The sequence below is a fragment of the Bacteroides sp. AM10-21B genome, from assembly GCF_003472565.1.
GTDB classification, from domain to species: domain Bacteria; phylum Bacteroidota; class Bacteroidia; order Bacteroidales; family Bacteroidaceae; genus Bacteroides; species Bacteroides propionicigenes.
This window is the reverse complement of record NZ_QRME01000003.1, coordinates 41,301-56,512: the sequence shown is the minus strand read 5'-3', so window position 1 is coordinate 56,512 and position 15,212 is coordinate 41,301. Positions and strand designations below refer to the sequence as shown.

General features: G+C 45.8%; 13 protein-coding genes. 10 read left to right on the top strand and 3 right to left on the bottom strand.

The window, feature by feature from the left end; translation table 11 throughout:
- Positions 1–168 precede the first annotated feature (168 nt).
- Positions 169–570: a response regulator gene (locus DW121_RS04325; RefSeq protein WP_117710790.1), complete on the bottom strand. Its 402-nt coding sequence runs from the start codon at positions 568–570 to the stop codon at positions 169–171.
- Positions 571–656: 86 nt separating this feature from the next.
- Between DW121_RS04325 and DW121_RS04320 the strand changes: the two genes are divergently transcribed.
- The 6 genes from DW121_RS04320 (at position 657) to DW121_RS04295 (ending at position 10,183) form a co-directional block, all read left to right on the top strand.
- Positions 657–2,291, top strand: a complete 1,635-nt coding sequence (locus DW121_RS04320) for an ABC-F family ATP-binding cassette domain-containing protein (protein WP_117710791.1) — start codon at positions 657–659, stop codon at positions 2,289–2,291.
- A 79-nt stretch (positions 2,292–2,370) separates the two neighbouring features.
- Complete coding sequence (locus tag DW121_RS04315; protein WP_118323116.1) at positions 2,371–3,750, top strand: FAD-dependent oxidoreductase; 1,380 nt, start codon at positions 2,371–2,373, stop codon at positions 3,748–3,750.
- 62 nt (positions 3,751–3,812) lie between these two features.
- Positions 3,813–4,220 (top strand): DUF6769 family protein, encoded by a 408-nt coding sequence (locus DW121_RS04310; RefSeq protein ID WP_117710793.1) that lies wholly within the window; start codon positions 3,813–3,815, stop codon positions 4,218–4,220.
- Between the two features lie 112 nt (positions 4,221–4,332).
- Positions 4,333–5,559, top strand: coding sequence for an efflux RND transporter periplasmic adaptor subunit (locus tag DW121_RS04305; protein WP_118323115.1), 1,227 nt, complete (start codon positions 4,333–4,335; stop codon positions 5,557–5,559).
- 11 nt (positions 5,560–5,570) lie between these two features.
- On the top strand, positions 5,571–8,735 hold the full coding sequence (locus DW121_RS04300) for an efflux RND transporter permease subunit (protein WP_118323114.1): 3,165 nt from the start codon (positions 5,571–5,573) through the stop codon (positions 8,733–8,735).
- Positions 8,736–8,953: 218 nt separating this feature from the next.
- Positions 8,954–10,183 (top strand): TolC family protein, encoded by a 1,230-nt coding sequence (locus DW121_RS04295; protein ID WP_117710796.1) that lies wholly within the window; start codon positions 8,954–8,956, stop codon positions 10,181–10,183.
- Positions 10,184–10,267: 84 nt separating this feature from the next.
- Here DW121_RS04295 and DW121_RS04290 read toward each other — a convergent pair whose 3' ends face one another.
- Positions 10,268–11,014 carry a hypothetical protein gene (locus DW121_RS04290; RefSeq protein ID WP_118323113.1) on the bottom strand — a complete coding sequence of 249 codons (747 nt, stop codon included), beginning with the start codon at positions 11,012–11,014 and terminating at the stop codon, positions 10,268–10,270.
- Between the two features lie 315 nt (positions 11,015–11,329).
- Here DW121_RS04290 and DW121_RS04285 point away from each other — a divergent pair, with 315 nt between their 5' ends.
- A complete protein-coding gene (locus DW121_RS04285) occupies positions 11,330–11,869 on the top strand; it encodes a flavodoxin family protein (protein ID WP_117710963.1) in 540 nt (179 codons plus the stop codon).
- 16 nt (positions 11,870–11,885) lie between these two features.
- On the opposite strand, the gene DW121_RS04280 is transcribed toward DW121_RS04285, so the two are convergent.
- Positions 11,886–13,361, bottom strand: coding sequence for a methyltransferase RsmF C-terminal domain-like protein (locus DW121_RS04280; RefSeq protein ID WP_118323112.1), 1,476 nt, complete (start codon positions 13,359–13,361; stop codon positions 11,886–11,888).
- Positions 13,362–13,509: 148 nt separating this feature from the next.
- Between DW121_RS04280 and DW121_RS15590 the strand changes: the two genes are divergently transcribed.
- From DW121_RS15590 to DW121_RS04265, 3 genes are read left to right on the top strand one after another with little or no spacing between them, the layout of a single operon-like run.
- Positions 13,510–14,232, top strand: coding sequence for a DUF6249 domain-containing protein (locus DW121_RS15590; RefSeq protein WP_222704295.1), 723 nt, complete (start codon positions 13,510–13,512; stop codon positions 14,230–14,232).
- A complete protein-coding gene (locus tag DW121_RS04270; RefSeq protein WP_117710800.1) occupies positions 14,229–14,774 on the top strand; it encodes an RNA polymerase sigma factor in 546 nt (181 codons plus the stop codon). Before DW121_RS15590 ends, DW121_RS04270 begins: the two co-directional genes overlap by 4 nt.
- Complete coding sequence (locus DW121_RS04265) at positions 14,761–15,087, top strand: DUF5056 domain-containing protein (RefSeq protein ID WP_118323111.1); 327 nt, start codon at positions 14,761–14,763, stop codon at positions 15,085–15,087. The genes DW121_RS04270 and DW121_RS04265 overlap by 14 nt, the downstream gene beginning before the upstream one ends.
- The last annotated feature ends 125 nt before the right edge of the window (positions 15,088–15,212 follow it).

The window sequence follows — 15,212 nt, the reverse complement described above, 5'->3', positions numbered from 1 at the left end:
TTTAGTTAGACTTCATTAACAGAAGAAAATATATTTTGTTCAAATGTACCTCTTCTTTTTTCAAAAAGTAAACGGCGCGGATAACCGGAGATTTCCACTCCTGCTATCCGCGCCGTATGCGCTTGATAATTTAATAAAGAAAATTCTATTTATTCCCGACCGGGGCTCCTACCACTTCAATTCAGGCAGATAACTGCTCAGGCAATTACGTAACGCACTCAGTGTTATCGGCTTCACCAATACTTCCGAAGCGCCGCTTCTCATGGCATTTTCACGGTCGGTAGAGAACGCATAAGCCGTCTGCATGATAATAGGCAATGTCCCGCCTTCCTCACGAATAATTCGCGTGGCATCCAATCCATTCATTACAGGCATCTTGATGTCCATCAGTATTGCAGCCGTTTTGTCACGATTCTCGCGAAACAAAGAGACGATTTCTTCCCCGTTCTTTGCCCACATTATCTCACATTTTTTCCCAATAATAGCTTTTATCAACTTAAAGTTACTATCATCATCTTCCGCCACAAGAATGAGCGGACGGTAATCAGCTGATTGATTTTCGGTTTCCATGACTTATACCATTGTTTATACCGGGCAAAGATAAGAAAAATAATATATTTGCATTATCTTTGCGCCTTATTTTTAAAAATGACATAATGATTTCTATTGACGGACTCGCCGTAGAATTTGGCGGCACAACCTTATTCAGTGACATATCTTTCGTAATCAACGAAAAAGACCGTATTGCCCTCATGGGAAAAAACGGAGCCGGAAAAAGTACGCTATTAAAGATACTTGCCGGAGTACGGCAACCTACCCGCGGTAAAATTTCAGCCCCTAAGGATTGCATCATCGCTTATCTCCCCCAACACTTGATGACGGAAGACGGACGTACCGTCTTCCAAGAGACTGCACAGGCCTTTGCCCACCTGCACGAAATGGAAGCCGAAATAGACCGCATGAACAAAGAACTGGAAACCCGTACCGACTACGAAAGCGACAGTTATATGGAACTTATCGAACAAGTGTCCGCCTTAAGTGAGAAATTCTATGCCATTGATGCCACCAATTACGAAGAAGATGTTGAAAAAGCATTGCTCGGTCTCGGATTCACAAGAGAGGATTTCAACCGCCAGACAAGTGACTTCAGCGGTGGCTGGCGTATGCGTATCGAACTCGCCAAACTGCTGTTGCAGAAACCTGATGTGCTTCTGCTGGACGAGCCGACCAACCACCTCGACATCGAGTCTATCCAATGGTTGGAAGATTTCCTTATCAATAATGGGAAAGCCGTTATCGTCATCAGCCACGACCGCAAATTCGTGGACAACATCACGACCCGTACCATTGAAGTGACAATGGGACGCATTTACGATTATAAAGTAAACTACTCCAAATATCTGGAGCTTCGCAAAGAACGCCGCGAACAGCAACAAAAGGCTTACGACGAACAACAGAAGTTCATCGCCGAAACCAAAGAATTCATCGAACGTTTCAAAGGAACTTATTCCAAGACTCTGCAAGTACAAAGCCGTGTCAAAATGTTGGAAAAGCTGGTGCTTTTGGAAGTAGATGAAGAAGACACCTCGGCATTGCGGCTGAAGTTCCCTCCTTCTCCGCGTTCCGGCAATTATCCGGTCATCATGGAGAATGTAGGAAAGACGTACGGCGAACACGTCGTATTCAAAAATGCCAACCTCACCATAGAGAGAGGTGATAAAGTAGCTTTTGTAGGCAAGAACGGTGAAGGTAAATCCACATTGGTAAAGTGTATCATGGGAGAACTGGAACACGAAGGTACTCTTACCATCGGCCATAATGTGCAGATAGGCTATTTCGCCCAGAACCAAGCATCCTTGCTGGATGAGAACCTGACCGTATTCCAAACCATCGACGATGTAGCCAAAGGAGAAATCCGTAACAAGATACGTGATTTGCTGGGAGCTTTCATGTTCGGCGGACCGGAGGAGTCTATGAAAAAGGTGAAAGTCCTGTCCGGTGGAGAACGTACACGGCTTGCCATGATTAAGCTGCTGTTGGAGCCCGTAAACCTACTAATTCTGGATGAGCCTACCAACCATCTGGATATGAAAACTAAGGACATCCTGAAACAGGCGCTCATGGACTTCGACGGCACTCTGATACTTGTAAGCCACGACCGTGACTTCCTCGACGGACTGGTGAGCAAAGTCTATGAGTTCGGTAACAAACGGGTAACCGAGCATCTGAGCGGCATCTATGAGTTCCTCGAAAAGAAGAAGATGGATTCGCTTCGCGAACTGGAACGGTAAACTTTCATTAACTAACTTCCCGCAACAAATAAATTGTTATTATTGTTTCATTTCCATAAATTCTTAATTACGAATTAAAATGAAACAATATGACGCTATCATTATAGGATTCGGCAAAGGCGGGAAACTGCTGGCAGCCGAACTTGCCAACCGTAACTGGAAAGTGGCAATCATTGAACGTTCCCCGCATATGTACGGGGGAACCTGTGTAAATACCGGGTGTATTCCCACTAAAGCGCTGATTCATGAATCGGAACAAGCCGAACGGCTCTACCGGGACGACTACAGTAATCAAGCCAAATATTATGCACTCGCCATCGGACGGAAAAATAAGCTCGTATCATTCCTGCGAGATAAGAATTATGAACATATAAAAGCCCATTCCAATATTACATTGTATGACGGTACGGCATCTTTTGTATCCGGCGATACTGTAAAAGTCGTTTCCCATGATAAAAAGGAAGTCCTCCTCAAAGGGAAAGAAGTTTTTATCAATACAGGCTCCACCCCTATCCTGCCCGAAGTGGAAGGTCTTAAAGGAAGCAAGCATGTATTCACCAGTGAAACCCTGCTCCAGCAGAGCAAGCTTCCCGCCCGCCTGCTCGTTCTGGGCGCCGGAACTATCGGAATGGAACTTGCCACCATGTATGCCGGTTTCGGAAGCAAGGTTACTTTACTGGAATCCGGCAACCGCTTTATGCCCAAATCAGACCGTGACATTGCGGAATCCATGCTGGAGTCTCTGAAAAGAAAAGGAATTGAGATACGTTTAAATGCCTATGCCCTGTCGGTATATGACACAGTCAATGGTGTGACACTGACCTATACGGACAGTTCCGACAACACCCCTTATTTTTTGGAAGGAGACGCCCTGCTGCTTGCCACCGGACGCAGGCCGATGACCGATGACCTTAACCTCCATGCAGCCGGCATACAGACCGATGCTCAGGGAGCTATCATCGTCAACGGACATCTTCAAACTACTTCTCCACATATATGGGCCATAGGAGATGTAAAAGGCGGTGCGCTGTACGACTATTTATCTATTGATGATTTCCGCATCATCACCAGCCAGCTGTTTGGTAATAAAAAACGAAAAGTCAATGACAGGCTTCCTGTTCCTTATGTCATTTTCACAGACCCTCCGTTGGCACATATCGGCATGACCGAAGAAGAAGCCGTAAAGCAGGGTTATTCACTCCAAGTATCCCGACTACCGGCCGCCGCCATACCACGTGCCCGTACCCTGCAGCAGATAGACGGTATGATGAAAGCCATTGTCAATGCACATACGGGACGCATAATAGGCTGTACCTTGTTTTGCATCGACGCACCCGAAGTCATTAATTTGGTCTCACTGACCATGAAGAATGATTTGCACTACAGTGTCCTGCGAGATTTCATCTTTACACATCCCAGTATGAGCGAAGGATTAAATGATTTATTCAAGGCTTTTTAGCATCTTGGGTTTGGCAGTTAAATGATTAACTTCTATCTTTGCGACCAATCAAAGAAAGAGGGATGAAAACGAAAAGGTACATTGCATATTTCCTGTTCTTCATCAGCATGATTATGCTGGTAGTGCCTGTCATTCCCCATCACCACCATGAAGACGGTGTAATTTGTATGAAAAACGATCTGCCGTCCGAGGGATGCTGCCACCATCAAAGCTCTTGCAACGAACATTGTTGCTGTGACACAGGCTGCATGACCACCCATTTTTATCAAAAAACACCCAATCCGGACAACAGCGACTTACAGCCCGGCTTCGTATGGGTAAATACTTTATTTTCCGAACCGATTCTCAAACTCTTGACCTTACCCGAAGAAACAGGTATAGGGCAAGAGTTTATCTATTTGGAATCTCTTCACGGCACGTTCATTACACGTGCCACAGGGCTTCGCGCACCTCCTTTTGTTCTTGCTTAACCGATAGTTGCCGGAAACAGATTCTCTGTCGGCACAGGAATGATGCAACTTGGTTGCACAATCCATTCACTAATTTTGTATTTCAAAACAAGTAAGAACAAAAACAATTATCATGAAGAAAGTTATATTCATGGGAGTTATAGGATTGTTCCTGTTAAGCTCCTGTAACAGCAAGTCCGGTGAAGGACATAACCACGAAACAGAAGAACATACCCATGCGGGACATGACCACGAAGGTCATGACCATGCAAGCGAAGCCCCCGACCATAAGCATGACGACGGGCACAATCATGGTGAAGAAGCCGCTACGGCACATAGTGACGAAATCATATTGCCGCCCGCCAAAGCACAGGCCGCCGGAGTTATGGCAAGTGTCATCGAACCGGGTAGTTTCAACCAAGTTATAAAAACCAGCGGTCAGGTTATGGCTGCGCAAGGTGACGAAAGTGTTGCCGTAGCCACTGTGGCGGGTGTAGTTTCCTTTCATGGAAAGGTAATAGAAGGTATGAGCGTCGGCAAGGGTACTCCTCTCGTAGTGCTTTCATCCAAGAATATGGCGGACGGAGACCCTGTACAAAGAGCACGCATCGCCTACGAAACAGCCAAAAAGGAATACGAACGAATGAAAGAGCTTCTCCCCGATAAAATTGTTTCGGAGAAAGACTTTGCCCAGGCTCAACAGGCATACGAGAATGCCCGTATCAGCTATGAAGCCGTTGCCAAGAATCATTCTTCCCAAGGACAGTCCGTACCCTCTCCTATCAACGGATATGTAAAGAGCCTCTTAGTAAAGGAAGGCGACTATGTCACAGTAGGTCAGCCGCTCGTAAGTATCACTCAAAACCGCAGGTTATTCCTGCGTGCCGATGTTTCGGAGAAATATTATCCCTATCTCCGCACTATCGGTTCCGCCAACTTCTGCACTCCTTATAATAATAAGGTGTACACATTAAAGGAGTTGAACGGACGCCTGCTCTCTTATGGAAAAGCATCGGGCGAAAACAGCTACTATGTGCCCGTTACTTTTGAGTTTGATAACAAAGGAGATATCATTCCGGGAGCATTTGTCGAAATATTCCTGCTCTCCTCTCCTATGGAGAATGTTATTTCACTCCCCCATACGGCTTTGACCGAAGAACAAGGCAGTTTCTTCGTGTACCTGCAAGTGGATGAAGAAGGATACAAGAAACAACTTGTCACTCTTGGAGCCGATAACGGCGAAAGGGTGCAAATCCTTTCCGGCGTCAAGGCCGGTGATAAAGTCGTGACCCAAGGCGCATACCAAGTGAAACTTGCAGGCGCCACCAATGCAATTCCGGCACACAGCCACGAACACTAAACCTTACCATCATGTTAAACAAGATAATACATTTCTCTCTTCAGAACCGCATACTGGTGCTGGTGGCATCGGTACTGCTGCTGATTGGCGGTACATATACCGCAATGCATACGGAAGTGGATGTGTTCCCCGACTTGAATGCGCCGACCGTAGTTATCATGACCGAAGCCAACGGTATGGCAGCCGAGGAAGTGGAACAACTGGTGACTTTTCCTGTTGAGACAGCCGTAAACGGCGCTACGGGAGTACGTCGCGTACGTTCTTCCTCCACCAACGGTTTTTCTGTCGTATGGGTTGAATTTGACTGGGAAACGGACGTATATCTGGCACGCCAGATTGTTAGCGAAAAACTGGCGGTTGTCAGCGAGTCCCTACCCTCTAATGTAGGCAAGCCTACCCTCGGCCCGCAATCATCCATCTTAGGTGAAATGCTGATTGTAGGACTGACGGCCGATTCCACTTCCATGCTCGACCTGCGCACCATAGCCGACTGGACTATCCGCCCGCGCCTTCTCTCTACCGGCGGTGTGGCACAAGTAGCCGTGCTGGGCGGAGATATTAAAGAATATCAGATACAACTCGACCCGGAACGAATGCGTCATTACAGTGTGACCCTTACCGAAGTAATGAACGCTACGCGCGAAATGAACCTGAACGCCAACGGCGGGGTGCTTTATGAATATGGAAACGAATACATTGTACGCGGTGTAATCTCCACCGACCGTGTGGAGCAACTGGCAAAAGCTGTGGTCAAGCTGCAAGACGGAAGTGCCGGGCTCTCAACTGCCAATGCCGGACGTTCAACTGCCGCTTCTCCTGTTTTATTGGAAGACATTGCAGATGTGCGTATCGGAGCCAAGCTGCCGAAACTGGGTACGGCTTCCGAACGAGGCAAACCCGCTGTGCTGCTGACCGTAACCAAACAGCCTGCCACAAGTACCCTCGAACTCACCGATAAGTTAGAAACCTCTCTAAAGGACTTGCAGAAGAATCTGCCGTCCGATGTAAAAGTCAGCACCGACATTTTCAGGCAAAGCCGCTTTATAGAAAGCTCCATCGGCAACGTACAGAAATCACTGGTAGAAGGCGGTATTTTTGTTGTTATCGTCCTGTTCCTGTTTCTTGCCAATGTACGGACCACCGTCATTTCACTGGTTACGCTTCCTTTGTCACTGATAGCTTCTCTGTTGGCATTGCATTATATGGGGTTCACCATCAACACAATGAGTCTCGGAGGTATGGCCATTGCCATCGGTTCACTGGTAGATGACGCCATTGTCGATGTGGAGAACGTGTACAAACGCTTGCGGGAAAACCGGATGAAACCGGAGACGGAACGTTTGCCGATACTGGAAGTCGTATTCAATGCTTCTAAAGAAGTACGTATGCCTATCCTGAACTCCACACTTATCATTGTGGTAAGTTTCGTACCCTTGTTCTTCCTGAGCGGTATGGAAGGGAGGATGCTCGTACCTCTGGGCATCGCTTTCATCGTGGCATTGGCGGCCTCTACCGTTGTAGCGCTGACAGTGACCCCTGTACTGTGCTCCTATCTGCTGGGAAAAGAAAAGATAAAAGATGAAAAACGCTCCACCGGCGATTCACCGGTAGCGCGTAAGATGAAAGAGTGGTATGGCACGGCACTTACCTTTGTGCTTGGACATAAGAAGAGCGTATTGGGGGGAACTATCGGTTTGTTTGCAGTGGCGCTTGCTTGCTTCTTCACATTGGGACGTTCGTTCCTGCCGCCGTTTAATGAAGGCTCGTTCACAATCAATATATCATCCCTGCCGGGCATCTCGCTGGAAGAGAGTGACAAGATAGGACATCGTGCCGAAGAGTTACTGCTTTCCATTCCCGAAATACAAACCGTAGCCCGCAAGACGGGACGTGCCGAACTGGACGAGCACGCCTTAGGCGTGAATGTCTCCGAAATCGAAGCTCCCTTTGAACTGAAAGACCGTTCGCGCAGCGAGCTGGTGGCCGATGTACGCGAAAAGCTGGGTACGATTGTAGGCGCCAATGTGGAAATCGGGCAACCTATCAGCCACCGTATCGACGCCATGCTGTCCGGCACGAAAGCCAATATAGCCATTAAGCTGTTCGGTGACGATTTGAACCGTATGTTTTCTTTGGGAAATGAAATAAAGAATACCATTCAAGACATTCCCGGCATCGCCGACCTGAACGTGGAACAACAGATTGAACGTCCACAGCTCATTATCTCTCCCAAACGGGAAGTACTTGCCAAATATGGCATTTCCTTGCCGGAGTTTTCGGAATTTGTCAACGTATGCCTTGCCGGTGAATCCGTATCCCAAGTATACGAGAAGGGAAAAAGTTTCGACCTCACCGTACGCGTCAAGGACGACTTGCGGGATGAAATGGAAAAGATACGCAACCTGATGATTGATACCGGTAACGGACAGAAAATACCGCTGAACTATGTAGTGGAAGTCCGCTCGGCAATGGGTCCTAATACCATCAGCCGTGAGAACGTGAAACGGAAAATCGTAATCTCCGCTAACGTTGCCGACCGCGACCTGCGCAGTGTGGTAAACGATATACAGGAGCGTGTAGATGCCTCGGTAAAACTGCCGGAAGGCTACCACATTGAATACGGCGGCCAGTTTGAAAGCGAACAGGCTGCAAGCCGTACACTGGCTTTGACTTCATTCATGTCCATCGTGGTGATATTCCTGCTGCTGTACCACGAGTTCCGTAGTGTAAAGGAAAGTGCAATTATCCTTATCAACCTGCCTTTGGCATTGATTGGCGGTGTTTTCGCCCTGCTCCTCACCACAGGCGAAGTCAGTATTCCCGCTATCATCGGCTTTATCTCATTATTCGGTATCGCTACCCGAAACGGTATGCTGCTCATCAGCCATTACAACCATTTGCAACAAGAAGAGGGCTGCGGAGTGTACGACAGTGTGATACGCGGTTCGCTGGACAGATTGAATCCTATCCTGATGACAGCACTGTCCAGTGCGCTTGCATTGATTCCGTTGGCACTCAGCGGCGACCTGCCCGGTAACGAGATACAAAGCCCTATGGCAAAGGTTATTCTGGGTGGATTGCTGACTTCCACTTTCCTGAACGGTTTCATCATTCCGATTGTTTATCTGATGATGCACGGAAAGAAGAAGGAGGAGCCGCATACGTATAACGAATGAACCGGATTCATGGAGCTACCGAACGATGCTCCCACTGCAACCGAGGTATGCTCCCGATACGACTGAACGATGCTCCCAATACGACTGAAGTATGCTCCCATAGGGACTGAACGACACTCTCACTATAACAGAAACGGGTGGGACATCAACAGTTCAGTCAGTCAGCAACTTACAACATCCGTACACGATAACGAATAAATAACTTAATAACAGAATATATGAAACAAATACTTATAACCACCGTCGCCCTCCTTATCTGCCTGGGAATAAGGGCGCAAAATCAAGGTATCGACTCCGTACTCCGCCAAATAGAAGCGAACAACAAAGAGCTGCAAGCCAATGCACAACTCATTTCCTCGCAGAAGCTGGAGAATAAGACAGAGAACAACCTTCCGGATCCTACCCTTTCATACGCTCATCTTTGGGACTCCAAAAACAGTGATGAAACCGTAGGTGAAATGGTCGTTTCCCAAAGTTTTGATTTCCCTACCCTATACGTGACAAGGGGAAAGATGAACCGTCTCCGTACCGGAGCACTGGATGCGCAAGCGGCAACCATGCGCCAACAAATATTGCTGCAAGCCAAAGAGGTGTGTCTGGACATCATCATGCTGCAACACCAACAAGAATTACTCGATGCACGGTTGAAGAACGCTGAGGAACTGTCTGCCATGTATGCCAAACGACTGGCTACAGGAGACGCCAATGCACTGGAAACAAATAAAATCAATTTGGAACTGCTGAATGTCCGCACCGAATCACGTATGAACAGCACCGCCTTGAACAATAAAATCAAGGAGTTGCTGGTGCTTAACGGTAACCATCCGCTTACTCCCGGACACCCCATGCCCGAAGGACCGGCAGTACCTACCGCCAACACCCTCGGCCTGACAGACTATCCTCTGATTCCTTTGCCGGCGGATTTCTATCAGGTATGTGATGAATTATTGGCTGCCGACCCTTCCCTGCAATCATTCGACAGCGAGAGCGCGGCAGCCCGCAAACTAATTTCGGCAAGCAAACAAGGCTGGTTGCCGAAACTGGAGTTAGGTTATCGCCGCAATACGGAATCGGGACATCCGCTGAACGGCGTTGTCGTAGGATTCTCCTTTCCTCTGTTTGCCAATAAAGGAAAGGTGAAGATTGCCAAAGCCCAAGCCATGAACATCGACTTCCTGAAAGACAACGCAAAAGTAAAGGCAAGTTCCGAGTTATGGCAGCTCTATGAAGAAGCCCGCAATCTGGATGCCTCCATGCAGGAGTACAAACGGACTTTTCAAGACCAACAAGATCTGACTTTGCTAAAACAAGCGCTTATGGGCGGACAAATCAGTATGATAGAGTATTTCGTTGAGGTCTCGGTTGTGTACCAAAGCAAAACTAACCTCCTGCAACTGGAAAACCAGTACCAGAAGGCAATGGCACGGATATATAAGAGTAAGTTGTAAGATAATCACGCAACTATATATTTCCAAGTAAGCAAATGTTATACGTAATATTTGCTTACTTGGAAATATATAGTTGCGTAAAATTCAAAGAATAAAGTCTAATGACTGCCTTTCCAATTCCATCTCATATTGTTTAACAAGAGCTTGATAACTTAGAAAAGTAACTCGCCTGCCTTTACGCAATTCATCAAATGCATGATAATACAGTTTATTTTCAAACTCTAATTTACGTCTTGCATCTGCAACTATTATCATTCTAACATAAAAATCTTGCAAATCATTAAATTTCAATAGAGAATTCTGAATATCGGTTGAATACTCTACTTCAAAAAAAGAATGTGGCATATTGCGTTCATTAAACCATATTGTGTCTATTGTAGCACTACGATTAACCAATTGGGCATATGAATAATGTGGTTGTTCACTAAGCGTGGAAAGTTCACGTAAGGCTCTTCCATCATAAAATTTTTTATTCTTGTCTTGATTCGGAATAAAAGTATTCATATTTCGATATTTACCGATAATCAATAATAAACCTTGATAATAAGCATGATTTGATTTTACTAAAGATTCCGAATTCCTATTTACTTCCGTTTCAACAAGGAATCCCTTGTCTTCTATTTGCTTTTTGTACTTCTCAAGTCCATATAGCCCTGGCTTGATTTTATAAATGCCTTTTGTTTGCTGAACAATCCGGCGAATACTGGCAAATGGAGTTTTTGTTTTCCACTCGCATTCCTTTATTTTAAATACCTCCGTATTTAAATCTCCCAAAGTAGCCATGCCGCCCAATCTGTCTAAAGTTTCAATAACAGCTTCGTATTGTTTCATTATTCTATATAGTTTTATCTATGTCATCATCAACCACACCTTTTATATTTTTATGTGCCGACTGCATATGGAATAATATTATTTTCTTTCCCACAAATAGTGTTACAAAAATAATCAATTGCCGCCTACTATTTGTCAATAATAATAGATTTATTTTTTCATTATATAAAAATCAACATCCATTAATTACAATCTCCAGTATATCGCCCCATAATAAGCCAAATCTGTAATTCAGGTATTCCTTTCTGTAATTTATCTACCGGCATTAAGCCTAAAAAGCGATAATTTTGTACCAGCAACCTAATAAGAATGAATATGAACAAGAAAATTTTAATTCTTTCTTCCAGTCCACGCCGTGGAGGAAATTCCGACAGTCTTTGCGATGAATTTATGCGTGGCGCCATTGAAACGGGAAATCAAGTGGAGAAAATATTCCTGCGTGACAAAACCATTCACTATTGTACCGGATGCAGCACATGCAGTCATTTGCAAAAGCCGTGTCCCCAAAAGGACGACGCACACGAAGTGATTGAAAAGATGATTGACGCAAATGTCATCGTCATGGCAACCCCGGTCTACTTCTACGCCATGAGTGCGCAGATGAAAACGTTGATTGACCGCTGTTGCGGTGACTACACCCGGATAACGAACAAAGAGTTTTACTTTATCGCAACCGCCGCCGAAGAGGACGAAAGCATTATGCAACGCATCACGGACAACCTGACGGGTTTCCTCGATTGCTTGGAGAACCCCGTCCTCAAAGGAACACTCTTTTGCGGAGGTGTATGGCTGATGAATGAAATAAAGGGTAATCCTAAACTGAAGGAAGCCTATGAAATGGGCAAACAAGCATAAATATACGTATAACGACCTAAATCACCGTACTTATCACCTCCGGCAGGTATCCGCTACGAATGCGCCATTCCTGCGGATAAAGGTTATTGGCGCGATTGCCGATGTTCTTGACAAAGCCGAGAGGTACGTGCCTATACGTGAGTAGAACAGCTCCACGGGGAGAGGCATCCGACAACACGACAGCCTCTTTCCGTAAATAAGCGATGGCCTTTTCGTAAGATAGCTCTTCACGCGGAAAGGCATCCGACGCCAGTATACGGCTCATTGCCAAGGCATGACAGGGCATCCAGTCCTTTCCTTTCTCTTCGGCAAGCTCTACTCCCGCCTGTACAACGCGCAAGGATGCCTGCAACACCGACAACTCCGCAAGGTAACGCTTAGGGAAGGCACTGACATTACTGCCTTTTTGAATAAACTCGTACTTTTCAGGAGCCAGCACCCACTTCTTCAAAGCCGAGAGCTGTTCTCCGGAAAGCCCCAAAGTTTTCATTCCTTTCCCATGAGGATTCTTCCCTTTTTTCCGAGAGTTTTCACCATTTAAGCCCTGAATTCCGGAAGTATACCCCTGAACAAATTCCGGTTCACCTCCAGACTTGCAAGCATTCCCTCCCTGTTTTCGGAGAACAGCTAAAAAGAATCCCTCTCCTTTGGTTTTATGGGGCAGAAAACGATAAACGGGAAAATCCTCTCCCTGCAACAAATTGCCCATGATATTCCAATCTTCCGATACATCAAGCGGCAGCACCTCTGCTTCAAACTCATCTCTTATCCAACGGATGTTTTCTTCATTTTCCTTCGTGTTGCAGGTACAAGTACTGTATATCAGGATTCCTCCCGGCTTCAGGCAAGACCAGATATCCGAAATAATTCTTCGCTGACGCTGCCAGCATATTTCTACATTCTCCGGACTCCACTCACTCACGGCAACAGGGTCTTTGCGAAACATTCCCTCGCCGGAACAGGGCACATCCGCCAATATAATATCAAAGAAATCTGCCAACGGCGTAAAGTCCGACGGATCACTATTGGTGACCACCACATCGGGATACCCCCACTTAGTCAAATTCTCGGCAAGTATCTGCGAACGATTGCGGATGACCTCATTGGCCACCAACAAACTGTCTTCGGGAAGAACGCTGCGTGCGTGCGTCGACTTACCGCCCGGAGCGGCACAAAGATCGAGCATCACTACCGGCTCCTCACCCATATATTGCTTCAAAGCTCGTTCTACAAACATGGACGAAGCCTCTTGCACATAATAGCATCCCGCATGAAACAAAGGATCAAAAGTAAACGTCAGGCGTTCTTTAAGATAAAAGCCAGAGGTACACCAAGGAACCGCATCCTTCCCGGAGCGGAATGCAAAAAGTTTTAACGGGTTCAGCCGAATGCTGACAGGTTGTTCCGACTCCAAAGAGATGACTAACTGCATATACCCCTCATTTCCTAAAAGAGTGCGGGTATATTCTGTGAAAGAAGCGGGTAGTTCCATGTATTGTACTGTTTTATGCAGGCAAAGGTAACATAAATATTTTGCGGTCAATAATAGCTATTCTAAAAAAAATATCGTCTCTTTGCAACTTTCTAAATGATTGGAAACGTCTAACACACAAAGAAACTAATAAAAAACAAAAAATAGCATGATTATGAAACGTATCATTTTTGCACTAATGACAACCATGATGCTCTGCACATTGGTACAAGGGAAGAACAGAACTGTAACGGAAAATGACAGTCTGGGAAACAAACAAAGGGTTATAGAGTTGAGAGACACCCTAATTAACGGAAAAGCCGTAACGGATACACTCAGCGTCATGACTTATGAAAACAGTTCAAGCAGTAATTCAGAAAGCGGTAATGATTATAAGCACCATAGCAGTGCTTACGACTTCGGTTGGAATATCGGACATGATGTGAAAGAAACGATTGTAGCGGTTACAGCTATCGTATTCGTATTCGGCTTTCCGCTGATAATTGTATTCATCATTTTCTTTTTCCGCTATAAGAACCGGAAAGCCAAATATCGTTTGGTGGAGCAGGCTTTGGCCAGCGGACAGCCGCTACCGGAAAACCTTTTTAAAGAAGCCGAGTCGATAGATACCCGTAGCAAAGGAATCAAGAACGTATTTGTCGGTATCGGATTATTCATCTTCCTTTGGGCTATTACCGGAGAATTCGGGCTTGGTTGTATAGGTCTGCTTGTCATGTTCACCGGCTTCGGACAGGTTGTCATTTACTACACGCAACAGAGCAAAAACGGGGAACCTTTTATCCAAGTAAAAAATGATAAGGAAAACGAAGAACAAAGTGTAAAGATAGGCGGCATCGAAATCAGCAACCGCCGGAAGAATGAAGAAAAATGAGTCAGCTCAATGATATATCGTTAGTCGCACAGGTCGTGGTGTTCCGCAACACCAGGGCCTTCGACCAGTTGGTAAGGAAATATCAGTCGCCCGTACGACGATTCTTTCTGCACTTGACTTGCGGCGACAGCGAATTGAGCGATGACTTGGCGCAAGATACATTCATTAAAGCATACACTAACTTGGCCTCATTCAAGAACCTATCCAGTTTTACCACTTGGCTCTATCGTATTGCTTATAATGTATTTTATGATTATCTTCGCACCCGTAAGGAGACAGACTGCTTGGAAACACGCCAAGTGGACGCTCAATGCAGTACGCAGCAAAGCGACATAGGACAGCGTATGGATATTTACCGTGCGCTGAGTATGCTGAAAGAAATGGAACGAACCTGCATCACACTCTTCTACATGGAGGACCAAAGCATCGAGAAAATTGCAGGTATTACCGGTTGCCCCGCAGGAACTGTAAAAAGCCACCTGTCACGGGCTAAAGAAAAAATGGCTACCTACTTAAAACAAAATGGTTATGACGGAAAATAATGACAGACTTTTAGTTGCTTTCTTTGCCGAACACCGGCAGGATATACCGGACCATGGCTTCACCCACCGCGTGATGCGTCACTTGCCCGACCGTACCCGCCGGATTTCACAATTATGGGTTACGTTCTGTTTCACACTGGCATTAGTGTTGTTCTTTACCTGCGACGGTCTACAACTGATACTGGGTACGCTTCGTGAAACGTTTACCGCCGCTACCCAAAGCGGCATCACCGAACTCGACCCGAAATCTTTATTGGTTGCAGGGATAGTATTGCTTTTCTTGCTCTATCGCAAGATATGCTCACTGGCTTAAACGTTTCGGAAAACAGAGAAGGTAAGGGCTAATTTTTTATAAACGGATGAACATATCTCAATGATATATTGTATATTTGCCAACTCATAAAACTAAATAAGCATACAAAGTTTTGAGACAGGTTC

What these genes read in the sequence shown, in the direction of transcription:
- DW121_RS04285 (WP_117710963.1), top strand. Translation starts at nt 11,330, where the DNA reads ATGAACAAGAAAATTTTAATTCTTTCTTCCAGTCCACGCCGTGGAGGA.
- DW121_RS04270 (WP_117710800.1), top strand. Translation starts at nt 14,229, where the DNA reads ATGAGTCAGCTCAATGATATATCGTTAGTCGCACAGGTCGTGGTGTTC.
- DW121_RS04295 (WP_117710796.1), top strand. Translation starts at nt 8,954, where the DNA reads ATGAAACAAATACTTATAACCACCGTCGCCCTCCTTATCTGCCTGGGA.
- DW121_RS04300 (WP_118323114.1), top strand. Translation starts at nt 5,571, where the DNA reads ATGTTAAACAAGATAATACATTTCTCTCTTCAGAACCGCATACTGGTG.
- DW121_RS04290 (WP_118323113.1), bottom strand. Translation starts at nt 11,014, where the DNA reads ATGAAACAATACGAAGCTGTTATTGAAACTTTAGACAGATTGGGCGGC.
- DW121_RS04325 (WP_117710790.1), bottom strand. Translation starts at nt 570, where the DNA reads ATGGAAACCGAAAATCAATCAGCTGATTACCGTCCGCTCATTCTTGTG.
- DW121_RS04305 (WP_118323115.1), top strand. Translation starts at nt 4,333, where the DNA reads ATGAAGAAAGTTATATTCATGGGAGTTATAGGATTGTTCCTGTTAAGC.
- DW121_RS04265 (WP_118323111.1), top strand. Translation starts at nt 14,761, where the DNA reads ATGACGGAAAATAATGACAGACTTTTAGTTGCTTTCTTTGCCGAACAC.
- DW121_RS04315 (WP_118323116.1), top strand. Translation starts at nt 2,371, where the DNA reads ATGAAACAATATGACGCTATCATTATAGGATTCGGCAAAGGCGGGAAA.
- DW121_RS15590 (WP_222704295.1), top strand. Translation starts at nt 13,510, where the DNA reads ATGATTATGAAACGTATCATTTTTGCACTAATGACAACCATGATGCTC.
- DW121_RS04320 (WP_117710791.1), top strand. Translation starts at nt 657, where the DNA reads ATGATTTCTATTGACGGACTCGCCGTAGAATTTGGCGGCACAACCTTA.
- DW121_RS04310 (WP_117710793.1), top strand. Translation starts at nt 3,813, where the DNA reads ATGAAAACGAAAAGGTACATTGCATATTTCCTGTTCTTCATCAGCATG.
- DW121_RS04280 (WP_118323112.1), bottom strand. Translation starts at nt 13,361, where the DNA reads ATGGAACTACCCGCTTCTTTCACAGAATATACCCGCACTCTTTTAGGA.